General features: G+C 32.9%; 13 protein-coding genes. 8 read left to right on the forward strand and 5 right to left on the reverse strand.

Translation table 11 applies throughout. The features are described from left to right. Window positions 1-136 precede the first annotated feature (136 nt). Together mmp3 and MEFER_RS06690 are read right to left on the reverse strand one after the other, a co-directional pair. The gene (gene mmp3 / locus MEFER_RS06685; protein ID WP_015791859.1) at window positions 137-1,633 is read right to left on the reverse strand and encodes a methyl-coenzyme M reductase-associated protein Mmp3; all 1,497 of its coding nucleotides are present in this window, start codon (window positions 1,631-1,633) and stop codon (window positions 137-139) included. A gap of 11 nt (window positions 1,634-1,644) precedes the next feature. After that, window positions 1,645-3,036, reverse strand: a complete 1,392-nt coding sequence (locus tag MEFER_RS06690) for a lactaldehyde dehydrogenase (RefSeq protein ID WP_015791860.1) — start codon at window positions 3,034-3,036, stop codon at window positions 1,645-1,647. 141 nt (window positions 3,037-3,177) lie between these two features. Here MEFER_RS06690 and rbcL point away from each other — a divergent pair, with 141 nt between their 5' ends. From rbcL to MEFER_RS06725, 7 genes are all read left to right on the forward strand, one after another. Beyond that, window positions 3,178-4,455: a type III ribulose-bisphosphate carboxylase gene (rbcL, locus tag MEFER_RS06695; protein ID WP_015791861.1), complete on the forward strand. Its 1,278-nt coding sequence runs from the start codon at window positions 3,178-3,180 to the stop codon at window positions 4,453-4,455. A 139-nt stretch (window positions 4,456-4,594) separates the two neighbouring features. Beyond that, on the forward strand, window positions 4,595-8,008 hold the full coding sequence (locus tag MEFER_RS06700; protein ID WP_015791862.1) for a DNA-directed DNA polymerase II large subunit: 3,414 nt from the start codon (window positions 4,595-4,597) through the stop codon (window positions 8,006-8,008). Between the two features lie 23 nt (window positions 8,009-8,031). Then, window positions 8,032-8,910, forward strand: a complete 879-nt coding sequence (locus MEFER_RS06705; RefSeq protein WP_015791863.1) for an MBL fold metallo-hydrolase — start codon at window positions 8,032-8,034, stop codon at window positions 8,908-8,910. A 124-nt stretch (window positions 8,911-9,034) separates the two neighbouring features. Beyond that, window positions 9,035-10,381, forward strand: a complete 1,347-nt coding sequence (locus tag MEFER_RS06710; protein ID WP_015791864.1) for an ABC-ATPase domain-containing protein — start codon at window positions 9,035-9,037, stop codon at window positions 10,379-10,381. Window positions 10,382-10,454: 73 nt separating this feature from the next. Beyond that, window positions 10,455-10,919, forward strand: coding sequence for a UPF0179 family protein (locus MEFER_RS06715; RefSeq protein WP_015791865.1), 465 nt, complete (start codon window positions 10,455-10,457; stop codon window positions 10,917-10,919). Window positions 10,920-11,032: 113 nt separating this feature from the next. Beyond that, entirely contained in the window at window positions 11,033-12,592 is a 1,560-nt protein-coding gene (gene glgP / locus MEFER_RS06720; RefSeq protein WP_015791866.1) for an alpha-glucan family phosphorylase, read from the forward strand. Window positions 12,593-12,780: 188 nt separating this feature from the next. After that, complete coding sequence (locus tag MEFER_RS06725) at window positions 12,781-13,470, forward strand: radical SAM protein (protein ID WP_015791867.1); 690 nt, start codon at window positions 12,781-12,783, stop codon at window positions 13,468-13,470. Here MEFER_RS06725 and MEFER_RS06730 read toward each other — a convergent pair whose 3' ends face one another. Beyond that, a complete protein-coding gene (locus MEFER_RS06730; protein WP_015791868.1) occupies window positions 13,471-14,898 on the reverse strand; it encodes a DHH family phosphoesterase in 1,428 nt (475 codons plus the stop codon). It abuts the gene before it with no gap. Window positions 14,899-15,005: 107 nt separating this feature from the next. Beyond that, window positions 15,006-15,722 (reverse strand): 6-hydroxymethylpterin diphosphokinase MptE-like protein, encoded by a 717-nt coding sequence (locus tag MEFER_RS06735; protein WP_015791869.1) that lies wholly within the window; start codon window positions 15,720-15,722, stop codon window positions 15,006-15,008. Window positions 15,723-15,850: 128 nt separating this feature from the next. On the opposite strand from MEFER_RS06735, the gene mch reads away from it, so the two are divergent. Next, window positions 15,851-16,822, forward strand: a complete 972-nt coding sequence (mch, locus tag MEFER_RS06740) for a methenyltetrahydromethanopterin cyclohydrolase (RefSeq protein ID WP_015791870.1) — start codon at window positions 15,851-15,853, stop codon at window positions 16,820-16,822. On the opposite strand, the gene MEFER_RS06745 is transcribed toward mch, so the two are convergent. Further along, window positions 16,817-17,599: a 7-cyano-7-deazaguanine synthase gene (locus tag MEFER_RS06745; protein WP_015791871.1), complete on the reverse strand. Its 783-nt coding sequence runs from the start codon at window positions 17,597-17,599 to the stop codon at window positions 16,817-16,819. The two genes, mch and MEFER_RS06745, sit on opposite strands and share 6 nt — an antisense overlap. Between the last annotated feature and the right edge of the window lie 32 nt (window positions 17,600-17,631).

The following is a 17,631-nucleotide window of genomic DNA, read 5'->3' on the forward strand; positions in this document are numbered from 1 at the left end:
CCATGAGGATATGTATGAAAAAGCGTTAAAAGAAGCAAAAAGATTGGAGCAAATGCGATTGTTGGAGTAAGATCTGAATTTAAAGGAAATGTAGTAGTTGTTTAGTAAAAAATAAAAATAAATAATTTTATATACTTTATTTTTTTAGCAATAGATAAACATCTTCTCCACTTTTAACATTCTTTAGGTATTCAGCGTTTTCAACTATTCTTCCAACAATGTTTGTTTTTTCAAAACTCTCCCCTGTAGGACCAAATTTATCGCTTTCTCCTAATCTAACCCCAATCATTCCTTTATACCTACTAACCATGTTTGTTACTCCAATGGCGCATGGCTCAACCTTATCGGTTGGGATGTTTTCAGGTAACAAACCTTTTGAGTAATCTGGATTTCCTTTAAACATTACAACATCTTTATGTTTGAAATAAACGTGGAGCTTTCCAACTCTTTTTGTTGTTAAGCCAGTAGTTTTTCTAAAGTACCATGTAGTTATAGGTGCCTTATCTTCATAAAGCTCAATAACAACTATTTTGCTCTTATCCAATCCTCTTATTTTAACTTTCTTTTCCTTTAACACATCTAAGGTATATTCTGGCTCCTGTTCAACAACAATGGCATTTTCTAAATCTCCCTCTTTCTCAACCTCTATGTTGTATTTTTTAAACATCTCCTCTGCTTCTTCCATAGTTAAACCAATAGCACACAACCTTTCAGGAATTGTTTTTACAGACAAAATTCCTGAATCAGAGAAATCAATTAGTTCTATTCCTTCTTTAACTCTTCCAACAACTGTATGGGATAAAGAGGAGCTTCTACCCTCCCTATAGATATAAACTTTACCTTCTCCAACTCCATAATTCCTTACGGTTATAAATCCTCTCTCCCTGTCAATTAAATTCCCTTCTTCAATCTTCAATGTTTGTAATCTACAATCAGCGACATAAGTGTTTGTTTTTTCAGAAATTTCAAATATTCCATCTTCCATTAAAGCTAAACAATGTTCTACAGCTGAAGGTGTTCCATCAAACTCAGCTGTGAAGTATGTAAAGATTTTCCAACCATCTTCCAACTTTGTATCTAAGTTTGTTGTTACTAAGTAATCAACAGCTTCTTTTTCCTCTTTAATTGGCTCTATGTCAATAATTTTGTCTCCGATATCTAATCTATCAATAACCCATTTACCTCCAACAACAATACCAATTTTTGGATTTTTTAACCCATAAATCCCTTCAGTTTTTTTCTTAATAAATACTATATGCCCTTCATCCTTATCTAAACCAGAAATGCTTAAAAGAACATCCCACTTTTTAAAAGCTCCTGGTTCAGCTGAAATCTCTAAATCGATGGTTGTTGGACCAAATGCGGTATCAACTCCACTAACCCATCTAAGCTTTTTTACGAAATTTTTGTAATTATTTACAAAAAATTTGGCTGTTTCATTATCTTCAGTTATCGCCACCGTTATATTCCCTTTAGTGGTTTTAATTAAAAACTTCTTAGCTATCTTTTCAGCTTCCCTTTTAACTCCCTTTATAATAACTATATTTGCCCCTTCTTTGTAATATTCATCTTTTATTACATCTTTCAAAGTTTCTCCAACTTTTTCCTTTCCGTTTACAATTACCTTAGCCATAGTTCCACCAATTATTTGGATATTATAACTGTCTTTATACTGCTCATCTCTTCCATTGCATATTTAATTCCTTCCCTTCCTAAACCACTCTTCTTAACTCCTCCAAACGGCATATTATCCTGCCTAAATAATGATGAATCGTTTATAATAACCCCTCCAAACTCTAAGTTCTCTGCAAATTTCAATGCCTTATTTATATCATTTGTAAATACAGCTGAGTGCAACCCATACTCTGTACTGTTGGCTATATCAATCATCTCCTCTTCATTAGCCCTAATTATTGGAATTACGGGAGCAAAAGTTTCTGTTTTACATAAGATGTTGTCTCTATCAACTTCTAATATTGTTGGATAGAATATAGCTTTATCCCTCTTTCCTCCTAAAAGTAATTTTCCTCCTTCATCTATGGCTTTTTCAACAATTCCCTCAACCCACTCTGCATGTTCAACACTTATTAATGGTCCCACATCAGTTCTCTCATCCAATGGATTACCTACATTTAGCTCTTTAGCTTTATTTACAAACATCTCTATAAATCTATCTGCTATACTTTCATCAACTAAAATCATCCCTACAGAGATGCAAACCTGCCCAGCGTATATAAAGCTACCTTTTATTAGAGAGTTAACAGCTTTCTCTAAGTTTGCATCCTTTAATACAATATTTGGATTGACTCCTCCTAATTCTAAAGTAATCTTTTTAAATCCAGCTTTTTTAGCTATCATCTCTCCAACTTTCAAACTTCCAGTGAATGAAATCATATTAACCTTTTCATTGACAACCATTTCATCTCCTACAACTTCCCCAGCTCCAGTAAGTAGGTTATAAACTCCCAATGGAACTTTATATTTCTTTAAAGCTCTCTCTATAATTTTAGCCAACTCTATGCAAGCAAGAGGGGCTTTTGATGACGGGTGGTGAATTACAACGTTTCCAGTAGCTATTGCTGAAGCTATCTTATGGGCTGATAAATTTAAAGGAAAGTTGAATGGTGTTATAGCTCCGACTATTCCAACAGGTTCTCTTTTTGTAAATATCAATTTATCGTCTGAAGGAATTGCCTCATCTCTAAACTCTTTAGCATAAAAGGCAGCTAATTTGAATGTTCCAATACTTCTTTCAACTTCTACTCTCGCCTGTTTTATTGGTTTTCCAGCATCTATAGCTAATATTTTAGCAAGCTCTTCTTTCCTTTCTTTAATTTGTTTTGCAATATTCATTAAGATGTTGTATCGTTTAGATATAGAAAGGTTTTTCATAACTTCTTTATATTTCTCTGCAGTATCTATTGCCTCTTTAACTTCTTCCCTACTTAGAGCAGGGATTTTTTTAATAACTTCTAAAGTATATGGGTTGATAACTTCAAAATCTTCCCTATCAATCCACTTTCCATCAATGAACATAATTCCACCATAATAAAATTTAGAAAATCTACTTAATAGTTTTGTATCTCATATCTTAAATGTTTTTAGCAAATGTATTTATATCTTCATTTAGTAAAATAGTAGTATCCAAATATAAATCAATAAATTAAGTGGGATATCATGGATTACATAGATTTAAATTATACTCCAAACGAAAATGATTTGTTATCATGCATGATAATCAAAGGAGAAAATTTAGAAAAATTGGCAAATGAGATTGCTGGTGAGAGTTCTATTGGAACATGGACTAAAGTTCAAACAATGAAGAGCGATATTTATACAAAATTAAAACCAAAAGTTTATGAAATTAAAGAGATTGGAAATGAAGGCAGATACAAAATAGGCCTAATAAAGATTGCTTATCCGTTGTATGCTTTTGAAATAAACAACATGCCAGGGGTTTTGGCAGGGATTGCTGGAAATATATTTGGAATGAAGATTGCCAAAGGTTTGAGGATATTAGATTTTAGATTTCCAGAAGAGTTTGTTAAATCCTATAAAGGCCCAAGATTTGGAATTGAAGGGGTTAGAAAAACTCTTAAAATTAAGGAAAGACCATTATTGGGAACTATAGTTAAACCAAAAGTGGGTTTAAGGACAGAGGAGCATGCAAAAGTGGCTTACGAAGCATGGGTAGGAGGGGTTGATTTAGTTAAGGATGATGAAAACTTAACGTCCCAAGAATTTAACAAATTTGAAGATAGAGTTTATAAAACCTTGGAGATGAGGGATAAGGCGGAGGAAGAGACTGGAGAAAGGAAGGCATATATGCCAAATATAACAGCCCCATACAGAGAAATGCTGAGGAGGGCAGAGATTGCTGAAGACGCTGGAAGTGAATATGTGATGATTGACGTGGTTGTTAGCGGGTTTTCAGCAGTTCAATCATTCAGAGAGGAGGAATTTAATTTTATAATACATGCACATAGGGCAATGCATGCGGCAATAACAAGAGGGAGGGATTTTGGAATATCGATGCTCGCATTAGCCAAGATTTACAGGTTGTTGGGAGTTGATCAACTGCATATAGGAACGGTTGTTGGAAAAATGGAAGGAGGAGAGAAGGAGGTTAAAGCAATTAGGGATGAGATAGTTTATGATAAGGTTGAGGCAGATAACGAAAACAAATTTTTCAATCAAGAATGGTTTGGTATTAATCCAATATTCCCAGTATCTTCAGGAGGAGTTCATCCTAAGTTGGTTCCAAAAATAGTTGAAATTTTAGGAAGAGATTTAATTATACAAGCTGGAGGAGGGGTGCATGGGCATCCAGATGGAACTAAAGCTGGAGCTAAGGCAATGAGAGCGGCTATAGAGGCAGTTGTAGAAGGGAAGTCGTTGGAAGAAAAGGCTGAAGAAGTTGAAGAATTAAAGAAGGCATTGGGGTATTGGAAATAAGCATAAATATTTAGTTTTTTTGTTAGCGCAATATTTAAATATTCAATTTTTTTATAGTAATCATCTTATACCAATTTGAGAATAGATTATTTGAGAGAAGTTTTATCGAATTTTAAAAATATTTAATTATGTGATTATTATGGTTCATGTCGCATGTTCTGAAAACATGAAAAAATATTTTGAAAGTATTGTTGATGAAGTTAAAAAAATTTACAAAATTGCAGAAGAGTGTAGAAAAAAAGGTTTTGACCCAGTTGATGAAGTAGAGATTCCATTAGCTGCTGATATGGCTGATAGAGTTGAGGGATTGGTGGGGCCGAAAGGTGTTGCTGGGAGAATTAGGGAATTGGTTAAAGAGTTAGGTAAAGAGCCAGCAGCATTGGAAATAGCTAAAGAAATTGTAGAAGGAAAATTTGGAGATTTTGACAAAGAAAAAAAGGCAGAGCAGGCAGTTAGAACTGCATTAGCTGTATTGACAGAAGGTATTGTTGCCGCTCCACTGGAGGGAATTGCAGACGTTAAAATCAAAAAAAATCCAGATGGGAGTGAATATTTAGCTATATACTATGCAGGACCTATAAGAAGTGCTGGGGGAACAGCTCAGGCGTTATCTGTCTTAGTTGGGGATTTCGTTAGAAAGGCAATGGGATTGGATAGGTATAAACCAACAGAGGATGAGATTGAGAGGTATGTTGAGGAGGTTGAGCTGTATCAATCAGAAGTTGGAAGTTTTCAATACAACCCAAAAGCTGATGAAATTAGAACAGCTGTAAGAAATATTCCAATTGAGATTACTGGAGAAGCTACAGATGATGTTGAAGTTTCTGGGCATAGGGATTTACCGAGAGTTGAGACAAACCAGCTAAGGGGAGGGGCTTTATTAGTTTTAGTTGAAGGGGTTTTGTTGAAAGCTCCTAAAATATTGAGGCATGTAGATAAATTAGGAATAGAAGGATGGGATTGGCTTAAAGATTTAATGAGTAAAAAAGAAGAGGAAGAAGAGGAAAAAGATGAAAAAATAGATGATGAAGATGTGGATGAAGAGGAAGAAGAGATAAGTGGGTACTGGAGAGATATTAAAATAGAGGCAAATAAAAAGTTTATAAGCGAAGTTATTGCTGGAAGGCCTGTATTTGCTCATCCATCAAAAGTTGGAGGATTTAGGCTGAGATATGGAAGGAGTAGGAATACTGGATTTGCTACTCAAGGATTTCATCCTGCTTTAATGTACTTAGTTGATGAATTCATGGCTGTTGGAACTCAGTTAAAGACTGAAAGACCTGGAAAAGCTACATGCGTTGTGCCGGTTGATAGCATTGAGCCACCAATTGTTAAGCTTAAAAATGGGGATGTTATTAGAGTTGATACAATAGAGAAGGCTATAGAAGTAAGGGATAGAGTTGAGGAAATCTTATTCTTAGGAGATGTTTTAGTTAATTATGGGGATTTTTTAGAGAACAACCATCCTTTATTACCAAGTTGCTGGTGTGAAGAGTGGTATGAGAAGGTTTTGATAGCTAGCAACGTAGGGTATGATAAAGAGTTTATAAAGAATCCAAAGCCAGAAGAGGCTGTTAAATTTGCCTTAGAAACAAAAACTCCACTACATCCAAGATATACATATCATTGGCATGATGTTAGCAAAGAAGATATAATATTATTAAGAAATTGGTTATTAAAAGGAAAAGAAGATGATTTTGAAGGAAAAAAAGTTTGGATTGTTGGCTTAGAAACTGAGGATGATAAGAAGGCAAAGAGAATTTTAGAGTTAATTGGTTGCTGTCATTTAGTTAGAAATAAAAAGGTGATGATTGAGGAATACTATCCACTTCTATACTCTTTAGGTTATGATGTTGAAAATAAGAAGGATTTGATTGAAAACATAGATGAAATTTTAAATTCTGCAAAAAATAGCATGCATCTTATAAATCTATTGGCTCCATTTGAGGTTAGGAGAAACACCTATGTGTATGTTGGGGCAAGAATGGGAAGACCTGAAAAAGCTGCTCCAAGAAAGATGAAACCTCCAGTTAATGGTCTCTTCCCTATAGGTAATGCTGGAGGACAAGTTAGATTGATAAATAAGGCTGTTGAAGAAAATAACACGGATGATATTGACGTTTCATATACAAGATGTCCAAAATGTGGGAAAATCTCTTTATATAGAGTTTGTCCATTCTGTGGAACTAAAGTGGAATTAGATACTTTTGGAAAAATCAAAGCCCCATTAAAGGAGTACTGGTATGCTGCTTTAAAGAGGTTAGGGATAAATAAGCCAGGAGATGTTAAATGTATTAAAGGGATGACATCAAAGCAAAAAATTGTTGAACCATTGGAAAAGGCCATATTAAGGGCTATGAATGAGGTTTATGTCTTTAAAGATGGAACTACAAGGTTCGATTGTACAGATGTGCCAGTAACTCACTTCAAGCCAAATGAGATAAATGTTAGTGTTGAAAAGCTTAGGGAACTTGGCTATGATAAAGACATTTATGGCAATGAGTTGGTTGATGGAGATCAGGTTGTTGAGCTAAAGCCACAGGATGTTATTATTCCAGAGAGTTGTGCAGAGTATTTTGTTAAAGTAGCTAATTTTATTGATGATTTATTGGAGAAATTTTACAATATGGAGAGATTCTACAATGTAAAAAAGAAAGAGGATTTAATTGGGCATTTAGTTATCGGTATGGCTCCTCACACATCAGCAGGGATGGTTGGAAGAATTATTGGCTACACAAAGGCAAATGTTGGCTATGCTCATCCTTATTTCCATGCTGCAAAGAGAAGGAACTGTGACGGAGATGAGGATTCTTTCTTTTTACTTTTAGACGCATTTCTAAACTTCTCTAAAAAATTCCTCCCAGATAAAAGAGGAGGACAGATGGACGCTCCATTAGTTTTAACTACAATATTGGATCCAAAAGAGGTTGATGGGGAAGTTCATAACATGGATACGATGTGGAGCTATCCTTTAGAGTTTTATGAGAAAACCTTAGAGATGCCTTCACCAAAAGAGGTTAAAGAGTTTATGGAAACTGTTGAAGATAGATTAGGAAATCCAGAACAGTATGAAGGAATCGGTTATACGCATGAAACTTCAAGAATAGATTTAGGTCCAAAGGTTTGTGCTTACAAAACCCTCGGATCAATGTTAGAAAAAACAACATCTCAATTATCAGTTGCTAAAAAGATTAGAGCTACTGATGAGAGGGATGTTGCTGAAAAGGTTATTCAATCCCACTTTATCCCGGATTTAATTGGAAATTTAAGGGCTTTCTCAAGGCAGGCAGTTAGATGTAAGTGTGGGGCTAAGTTTAGAAGGATTCCGTTAAGAGGAAAATGTCCAAAATGTGGCTCTAACTTAATATTGACGGTTTCAAAAGGGGCTGTTGAAAAGTATATGGACGTAGCGGAAAAGATGGCTGAGGAGTACGATGTAAATAATTATATAAAACAAAGATTAAAAATTATTAGAGAGGGAATAAATTCAATATTTGAAAATGATAAAAGTAAGCAAGTTAAGTTAAGTGATTTCTTTAAAATGAAGACCTAATTTTATTTTATATTGGTGGGATTATGAAAGTCATTCCTTTAGCTTCTGAAAGCTTAGGGGTTAGGTCAATGGCAACCTATGTAAAAACAAACGATGTTGGGATTTTAATAGACCCTGGTGTTGCCTTAGCCCCTGATAGATATGGATTAAAGCCAAATGAAATTGAATTCAAAAAATTAAAAGAATTGAGAAATAAAATTAATGACTATGCAAAAAAATCAGATATTATAACAATTTCTCACTATCATTACGACCATTATACACCATTTTTTGATGATATTTATTTGGATTCAAAGGATTATGCTAAAGAACTATACAAAGATAAAATTTTACTGATAAAGCATCCAACTGAGTTTATAAATAAGAGTCAGATGGAGAGGGCAAGGAAATTTTTGGAAAGTGTTAAAGATATTGCAAAGAAGATAGATTATGCTGACAACAAAACGTTTAAATTTGGAAAGACTGAGATAAAGTTTTCTCCACCATTCCCACATGGAAGGGATGATAAATTAGGATACGTTTTAATAACAACAGTTAAAGAAGGGAATTTTAAGTTTATGCACACTTCTGATACTCAAGGAGTTATATTTGATGATATTAGGGATTATATAGTCAAGGAAAAGCCAAACTTAATACTCATGGGAGGGCCTCCAACATATTTAATGCATAGGTATGGTAAGAAGAATTTAGAGAAGACCAACGAAAACTTAAAATATATAGTTGAAAATACTGGAGCTGAGATTATAATTGACCACCATTTATTGAGGGATAAGAAGTTTAGAGAGAGAATAAATATTGATTTTAAAACAGTTGCTGAGTTTTCAGGAGAGAAAAATTTGCTATTGGAAGCATATAGAAAAGAGATTAATCAAGGAAAAGATATCAATGAGTTGTTTAAATAATTTTATACCTCGATGATGAAAGTTACCCCCACTGACCTTTTGGAATGAAGAAATCGGCACTGTCTGAGAGGTATTATTTTTTGATTTTAATTTATTTTTAAAAATCATAATTTTAGTGATTTCCATGTTCATAGATGAGATTATTGGCAATTTAAAAGGAAATGAATTTTTAAACGCAGCTCTTTTAACTAAAAGTAATAAAAATAGGTTGTATTATGCAGTAAAACAGCCAGATGGTAATATAAAAGTAGTTCTTCCATTTGTTTTTCAAAATAAAAATTTTTTAAAACTTTCTGAATATAAAGAGGGGATAGAAGGAGCTACACAGAGAGTTATTGAAGAGATAAAAAATGAAATAATTAAGAAAAATAGATTTTTGCCGTTGGCAGGATATTTTGGTAGAATATATAAAGCTTTGTATGAGCCATTAACCGTGGTGAATTGTGATTTAAATATAGGCTATGACCTATGGAGAGCTGATAAGTACAACTATATTGAAGGAGATAAGATATATTTAATGCTTAGAATGATTTTTAAGGAAAGTGAAGCTAAAGATATAGCCAAACAAATTAATGAAATCTGCTATGATTTGGATAAATTTATTAAAAATATACCTATTGATTTGTTGATTGAAGAAGCAAAGAATATAATAAATCAAAAATATCTTAGGAACAAATTGGATGAGCTTGGATTAGTTTGCTTTATAGCTAATAATTCAAGACCTGCGAGAAAGTATACTGATGTTAGGAGGCATTACAGAATAGCAGGACCTAAAGAGGTGAATATTCCATTTGAATGCCCAGAAGAACTTGAGCCAGTGGAGATAGAGCTTAAATATGGTAAAAAAGTTAAAGGATTGGGAATAAAGAAGGGGGAGATATTTATAATTACTGGAAGAAATGCTCAAGGAAAAACTACTCTTTTACAGGCAATAGATAGTGGGAGAGACGACCACCTAATTGGGGATGGAAGAGAATTTATAATAACAACTAAAAGCTTGTCAAAAGCATCAACAGGAAGCATGGAGATGAGTGGGCAAGATATAAGCTTATTTTTCCAAAAATTACCTCCAGGAATTAAAGGGACATCACAAGCTGTTTATGGAACCGCTTCTGGCTCAATGTATATGGCTTATCAAATACAAAGAGCCATAAAAAACAAAATTAAGCTTATTTTAATAGATGAGGATAATTCTGCAGTTAATTTATTGGTTAGTGGGGTTTTAAGCAAGTGGTTTGAAGGGGTTAAATCGTTGGCTGAAATAATTATTAAGGAGAGGAAAAAGCTTGGAGATAGCTCATTTGTTATAGTAACAAGTTCATTGGACTTATTGACTGCTTTAGGTGATAGAGCAATTTATTTAGAAGACCACAAAGCTAAATATCTCGATTTGGGTCTTTTTAGAGAAGAGCTTGGGAGATATTATTTGGAGTTGGCCTCAAGGTTTATTGGGATAAAAAATGAAAGGTAAGTTTTTGTAATGGAAACACATTTATTTTATAGTGAATATTAAAATAATTTTTTATAATTATGATTGGGATATCATGAGCAAAGAAAGCAAAATAACTTTGATTGGTAGTAAGCTGGCAAAGACTGGAGGAGAATTTGTATATTTAGGCGAGATTGAAGAATGCAAGAATTGCAAGTTTAGAAGGTTGTGCCATGGAAATTTGGAAGTTGGGAGAAAATACAAAATAATTTCAGTTAGATCTGCAAATCATCCTTGCACTGTTCATGAAGGAGGAGTTAAAGTAGTTGAGGTGGTTTTAGCTGATTTGACAATTATGATTGAGTCAAAAAAAGCACTTGAAGGGGTTATATTAAATCACAAGCCAATAAATTGTGAAAATTTTGATTGCGAATATTATAATTTTTGCAACCCTGATGGGATAATGGAGGGTGAAAAATATAAAATAAAGCAAGTCCTAAATGAAAAAATAAACTGTCCAAATGGAAAATCATTAAAAAAAGTGGTAATTGAAATTGTTGAAGATAACAATACCTCATAAACTTAAAATATGATAAAAGCTGAAAATATTATTAAGTTTAAACTAATGGTTTAATCTGATTTTTAACTTATTTTTTGATATTGATCTTGAAGAAATGAAAATTGGGGGAAATTATGAAACCAACAGCTTATTTCTGCATGGAATTTGCAATTCACCAACCACTAAAAACCTACGCTGGGGGATTGGGATTTTTAGCAGGTTCACATTTTAGGGCTGCTAAAAGGTTAAATCAACCTCTTGTGGGGGTTTCCATTCTATGGAGTTATGGGTATTACGATCAAGTAAGGGATAGAGAAGGAAGGATGAAAGTTGAATACATAAGGAAATATTACGATTTTTTAGAAGATATTAATTTAAAAGTCCCAGTTACAATAAATAACAATACTGTCTGGGTTAAGGCTTATAAATTGGAAGAAGATGTTTTTGGAACATGTCCAATCTATTTTTTAACTACTGATATCCCAGAGAATGATGATTTTTCAAGAACTATAACTCATAACTTATATGATGCAAACAACATACTCCACATAGCTCAGCAGATTGTTTTAGGTGTTGGAGGTTATAAGGTTATAAAAGAATGTGAAAATGTAAAACTCTTTCATATGAACGAGCCCCATCCTCTTCCATTGGTATTTAAATTAATTGAAGATTACGGTTTAGAGTATACAAGAGAGCACGTTGTTTTCACAACCCATACGCCTCTGCCAGAAGGTAATGAAGTCCAAGATATTAATTTATTGAAATCCATGGGATTCTTTGGAAACGTTGATGTGAGCTTAGCTGAAAAATTAGGAGGAAATCCATTTAATTATACAGTTTGTGCTTTAAGAACATGTAAAAGAGCTAATGCAGTTTCTAAAAAGCATAAAGAAGTTTGCGATAAAATGTGGAGTTGGGTTAAAGATAAGTGTGAGATAATAGCTATAACAAACGCTCAAGATAAATATTACTGGCAAGACCCTGTTATTAGGGAAGCTGCAAAAAAATATGATATAGATGCATTAAGAGAGAGGAAAATGGAGTTAAAAGAGATTTTGTTTGAAGAGGTTGCAGATCAAACAGGAAAATTATTTAAAAAAGATAGATTGACGGTTGTTTGGGCAAGGAGATTTACAGCTTATAAGCGGCCCCATATATTGCTTCATGATGAGATGAGGTTGATAGAGCTATTAAAGAAGAAAAAAATACAGGTTATTTGGGCAGGAAAGCCACATCCTAATGATAGTAACATGATAGCAACATTTAACTGGATTGTTTCAAAAACAAGGGACATGAAAGGGGCTACAATATTAACTGGCTATGAGTTGAAGTTAAGTAAGATGTTGAAGCAGGGTTCAGATATCTGGCTTAATACGCCAAAATTAAACCATGAAGCCTCTGGAACTTCTGGAATGACAGCATCTATGAATGCTTCCATACACATGAGTACCTTAGATGGGTGGCATGTAGAATGGGCTAAGATGTATCCGGATGATAGCTTTACAATTGGTGATGGAGTTAGAGATGACGATGCCTATGTAGCTAATTGCATCTATAACTTATTAGAAGAGGCTGCTGACATGTATGATACTGAAAGATGGTGGATGAAAGCCTGCAACTGTGTAAACCATATAGTTGAATACTTTGACGCTGAAAGGATGGCTAAGGAGTATGCTGAAAAGTTATATAAATGAAACTTTAAGAAAGTTGAATGAAAATCATAGATTTTCATAGCTGGAAAGCAGAGCTTTCCATTTCATCAAAGCCTAACATCTCCTCGCTTACGCTCGGAGGTGTAAATTAGAAAGATTTGGAGATAATATCAAAATTTTATCAAATAGAGGGGCTATGCCCCTATGGAAATAAAATTTTTGGTGGTTTAATGCTAATCTCTCACATCTCTTTAAGTGATAAAATAACCCTTTTAACTTATGGATGCAATTTTAAATGCAAATACTGCTTTTTCAAACCATTATCTTGTAAAAACTATAGCGTAGAGGAGCTTTTAAATAAGATTTTGGAAGTTAATGAAAATTACAATATAAATAAAATCTTAATTGCAGGAGGGGAGCCAACGTTACAAAAGGATTTGCCAAAATTAACAAATATTTTAAAAGATGAGGGATTTTACATCATGCTCTCTACAAATGGTTATTATTTAAAAGATATGGTTGATAAACTTGAAGTTGATGAAATACATATAGATCTAAAGGCTTACACTGAAAAGAAGCATATTTATTTAACCTCTTTCTCCAACAAAAAAGTTTTAGATTGCATAAGTTATATTGGAGATAATAGAGATAAGTTCAATTTTAAAGTAGAAGTTGATACAGTTTTAATACCAAATATTATTGATTTGGATGAAATTGAAAAGATAACTAAATTTTTAAGCAATTGGGATTTGCCATATAGAATTACTGGCTATGTAAAATACAACAACAATTTAAATGCAGAAAAACCAGATAAAGAGAGGATATTAAAAGCAAAGGAAATTGCTTCAAAATACCTTTCCAATGTATCCTGCTCATTAGATTTTAAAAGGCATAAAAAATCCAAAAAGATTATTATTTAATTATTTTTCCTCTTCCTTTATACCTATAATTTCCAATATCTTAGCTCTAATAGCTTCTTCAACCAATTTTCTTAATGCCTCTTTATCAGAGACTGATTTAAATATCCCTAAAGGAATTTTAGCTGCTGCCGCTGTTTGATGCCCTCCCCCACCAAACGCTTTACTTAATATCTCTCCAAGATTTAACCTTAAATCCTTGGTTCTTGCAGATATGTGAATTTCATCTCCAACAATGCCAAAGACAAATGTTGTGGAAATTCCTTCCATCTTTAATAAGAAATCAGCAGCTTTTGGTAATGCATCTCTATTTGAAATTTCACCAACGTATGCTAAAGCTATGTTTCCTTTAACGACCTTTCTATTCATTATTGCTTTTGCTAGAACTTCCATTACTTCAGTAGAGATTTCCGGATTTTCTATCATGTTTAAGAGGGAGGCGTCTATATAACCTTGGAGATAGGCAGCTGCCTCAAAATCTAACTTTGAAACTTCTCTTTTAAAGTAATCAGTATCTGCCTGTATCCCATAAAATAAAGCGGTTGCTAAGTTTCTTGACGGCTCCATCTCCAATTCCATGAGGTATTGTGTTAATATAGAGGCAGTAGCCCCAACATCCGGTCTAATATCCATATATTTGGCTGTTAAATCAGTGCTGTTGTGGTGATCTATAATTATATCAATTTCATCAATCTCTACTGGCAATTGTTTTGATACAGAGGTATCTACAACTGCAATAACGCAATAATCATTTAAATTTACATCTTCAATATTTAGAAGATTTATCCCCAATAGGTTAATCATTGCCTTGTTTTCATCATAACCAATATTTCCTCCGTAGGCGATGTCTGCATCAACCCCCCATTTTTCAGCAAGTGTCTTTAAAGCCATCGCACTTGCTATAGCGTCTGGATCAGGATTTATGTGGGTTAATATTAAAAGAGGAGCTTTTTTCTCTTCTTCAGTTTTTTCAGAACTTAGGCATTTTTTCTTACCCTCAATTAATAGAGATTTTAATTGCATTAGCTTTCTCTTTAATTTTGCATCTTCAACTTCTTTTGCAATATCTTTAGCTCCACTTTCTAAAATGTTTATAACTTTATCTATATCCAATCCACTATAAAGCTCAGGATATCCCGGAATAGCTCTTGCTATTTTGTATGAATTTGGGCTTAATTTACAAACATTTTCGGCTATTTTCCTATTTACTTCTGAATTGTTTGTTAATATCAATACAATATCTGCTTTATCAATTTCAGCTTTTTTTAACACTTCTTCATTAGTAGCATCTCCAACAACTACTCTCACACCTTCTTTTATCAAATCATCCGTATCGTCAATATCTTTATCAATAATTGTGATAGGTTCCTTATTTTTAATAAAGTTCACAACTTTTCTACCAAAAGAACCAAAACCTATTACGGTTATCATAATCTCACGTAAAAATCTTATTATTGTTTGAGTTCTTATTTTATGATCACAAAATAAGCATGATTCTATATAACATATATTGGGTGGTATATAAATCTTGCCTAAACTTATTTTAAAAATTCTATCTCTATTTTGTCCTTTAAATAGTTTATCAACCTTTCAGCATATTTTAGCTTTTTAATCTTTACTTCATCACCAACAGCTATATCACCATTTATATTAGGTCTCGAATATTTAGTTACATATATTCCAAAATCCATGCCCCCCAATATTAGCTTCTTAGCTTTAAAATAATACGCTAAAAAACAACACCTATCCCCATCTGTAAATCCTCCAAAGTTAATTATATTTTTTAAACCCAACTCTCTATAACTAGGGATTTGGCAACTTCCAATAATGTTTTTTAATTTTGGAACGTATTCTTTAATTTTTTCAATATTATCCCCATGTGCGTGAACTACAACAATAGAGCCGTTTTTATTACATTCAATTAAGGCATTTAAATCCCCATCTAAATCTGAAACTATAATATCTGGGATTATCCCCTCTTCCAAAAATGCCTTACAAGCTCCATCAGCCACTATTATTGGATAATCTTTTTTTAATTCCTTTATGATTTTAATATGCCTTTTTATTGACGGTCCAGCACCAAAAACAAAGACTTCTTTACCTTCAACAATATCTTTAATTTTGTCAGTTGATAACTTATCGGCTTTTTCTAAAATGTTATTTAAGATAATTGCAGCTTCAACATCTTTATCTTTATCAAATCCAAAATCTTCAATAATTTGATTGTAAAATTTTTCCCACTCTTTCATGTCCATATTATCACATTTATTTATTCCATTTAAATAAACTCAAATCATAAATTATAAAAAAGATATAGCTACAACTTATATAGGTTATAGCCATAAAAAAGCTATATAAAGCTATTGTCTTCTTTGGTGATAAGATGTTGAGTGTAAATAAAAAAGCTTTGGAGATTGTAAATAAGATGATAGAAAATAAAGAAGAGTTGAATATTGATGTTTTAAAATTGGAGAACGGAGCAACTGTTTTAGATTGTGGAGTTAATGTTACTGGAAGCTGGGAAGCTGGGAAGTTATATACAAAGGTTTGTTTAGGTGGCTTAGCTCATGTTGGCATATCATTATCACCATGTGAGTGCACTGGATTAAACCTTCCTTATGTTAAAGTGAAAACATCTCATCCATCAATAGCTACATTAGGTGCTCAAAAAGCTGGATGGGCTGTTAAAGTTGGAAAGTTTTTTGCAATGGGTTCAGGACCTGCAAGAGCTTTAGCTAAGAAGCCAAAGAAAACTTACGATGAGATTGGATATGAAGACGATGCTGATGTTGCCGTTTTGTGTTTAGAATCATCAAAATTACCAAATGAAGAAGTTGCTGATTATGTTGCTAAAGAATGTGGTGTTGAGTCAGAGAATGTTTATTTGTTGGTTGCTCCAACAGCTTCATTGGTTGGTTCAATACAAATTAGTGGAAGAGTTGTTGAAAACGGAACATACAAAATGTTAGAGGTTTTAGAGTTTGATGTCTCAAAGGTTAAGTATGCCGCAGGTTTAGCCCCAGTAGCTCCAATAATTGGTGATGACTTCGCTATGATGGGAGCTACAAACGATATGGTACTGTATGGAGGAATAACATACTACTACATTAAAAGCGATGAAAATGATGACATTGAAAGCTTATGCAAATCCCTCCCATCAAACAACTCAAAAGATTACGGAAAACCATTCATGGAAATTTTCAAAGCAGCTGACTACGACTTCTACAAAATTGATAAAGGAATGTTTGCTCCAGCAGTTGTCATAATTAACGATATAACAAATGGTAAAGTCTATAAAGCTGGAAAAGTTAATGCAGAGGTTATTAAAAAATCATTAGGATGGGTTGAATTATAAAAGCTCTAAAATATCGATTATATTTTTAAATCCTTCTTCTTCATCAACCACTCTTCCCCTAACTTCTCTCAAAATTCTCTGAATTGTAAATTTATATCCTCTATTGTTTTTGTGATAAGCTTTTAATAATGGGCATCCATAGCTCATTTTTAGTTCAATGCCATTATTTTTTAATATAGTTCTTTCTTCATTTTTTGTTAGGGCGAAAAAAGACGGTAAATTAAATCTAAAAATTTCATTATCTTTATATAAAGCCAAATACCCAAAAGCCAATAAATCTCCAAATATGACAAACTCAACATTATTTTCTTTAGCATAATTCATAACAGCACTTTCAACGATTTTATGGCATCTACCGCATGGGTGGTATCTCCCTTTAATTGTATCTTCATAAACTTCTTTTAAATTGATATCTATGAATTCTAAATCTACACCAATCTTTTTAACTAACTTTTTAACATTTTTTTTCATTTCTTCAGTCATAATATATTCTGAATAGCAGGAAACTGCCTTAACATTAAAAATCTGCTTAGCTATTATCGTAGATGTTGAGCTATCAACCCCTCCACTGAATGCAACAACAGCATCTGGCTTTTTATCAATGGAAATTTTATAAAACTCTTTATCTCCATTTAATCGTTTTAAAAGCATATTTTTTAAAGCTTCTTTAAGTTCTTTATATATATTTAACTTTTCTAAAAGTTCTAAAGAATTTTTTAATCTCAATTCTTTGAGTTTTTTATTTACTTCTTCTTCAATAATTTTTTCATAATTCATAAAATCCCCTTTTATTAGATATACTAAAAAAT

The sequence above is a fragment of the Methanocaldococcus fervens AG86 genome (genome assembly GCF_000023985.1).
In the GTDB taxonomy this organism is placed as follows: domain Archaea; phylum AGJL01; class Methanococci; order Methanococcales; family Methanocaldococcaceae; genus Methanocaldococcus; species Methanocaldococcus fervens.

Bases quoted from the DNA above. Each gene is read 5' to 3' on its own strand.
- MEFER_RS06715 (WP_015791865.1), top strand. From the start codon at position 10,455: ATGAGCAAAGAAAGCAAAATAACTTTGATTGGTAGTAAGCTGGCAAAG.
- mch (WP_015791870.1), top strand. From the start codon at position 15,851: ATGTTGAGTGTAAATAAAAAAGCTTTGGAGATTGTAAATAAGATGATA.
- MEFER_RS06725 (WP_015791867.1), top strand. From the start codon at position 12,781: ATGCTAATCTCTCACATCTCTTTAAGTGATAAAATAACCCTTTTAACT.
- MEFER_RS06745 (WP_015791871.1), bottom strand. From the start codon at position 17,599: ATGAATTATGAAAAAATTATTGAAGAAGAAGTAAATAAAAAACTCAAA.
- MEFER_RS06730 (WP_015791868.1), bottom strand. From the start codon at position 14,898: ATGATAACCGTAATAGGTTTTGGTTCTTTTGGTAGAAAAGTTGTGAAC.
- MEFER_RS06700 (WP_015791862.1), top strand. From the start codon at position 4,595: ATGGTTCATGTCGCATGTTCTGAAAACATGAAAAAATATTTTGAAAGT.
- rbcL (WP_015791861.1), top strand. From the start codon at position 3,178: ATGGATTACATAGATTTAAATTATACTCCAAACGAAAATGATTTGTTA.
- MEFER_RS06705 (WP_015791863.1), top strand. From the start codon at position 8,032: ATGAAAGTCATTCCTTTAGCTTCTGAAAGCTTAGGGGTTAGGTCAATG.
- MEFER_RS06710 (WP_015791864.1), top strand. From the start codon at position 9,035: ATGTTCATAGATGAGATTATTGGCAATTTAAAAGGAAATGAATTTTTA.
- glgP (WP_015791866.1), top strand. From the start codon at position 11,033: ATGAAACCAACAGCTTATTTCTGCATGGAATTTGCAATTCACCAACCA.
- MEFER_RS06690 (WP_015791860.1), bottom strand. From the start codon at position 3,036: ATGTTCATTGATGGAAAGTGGATTGATAGGGAAGATTTTGAAGTTATC.
- MEFER_RS06735 (WP_015791869.1), bottom strand. From the start codon at position 15,722: ATGGACATGAAAGAGTGGGAAAAATTTTACAATCAAATTATTGAAGAT.
- mmp3 (WP_015791859.1), bottom strand. From the start codon at position 1,633: ATGGCTAAGGTAATTGTAAACGGAAAGGAAAAAGTTGGAGAAACTTTG.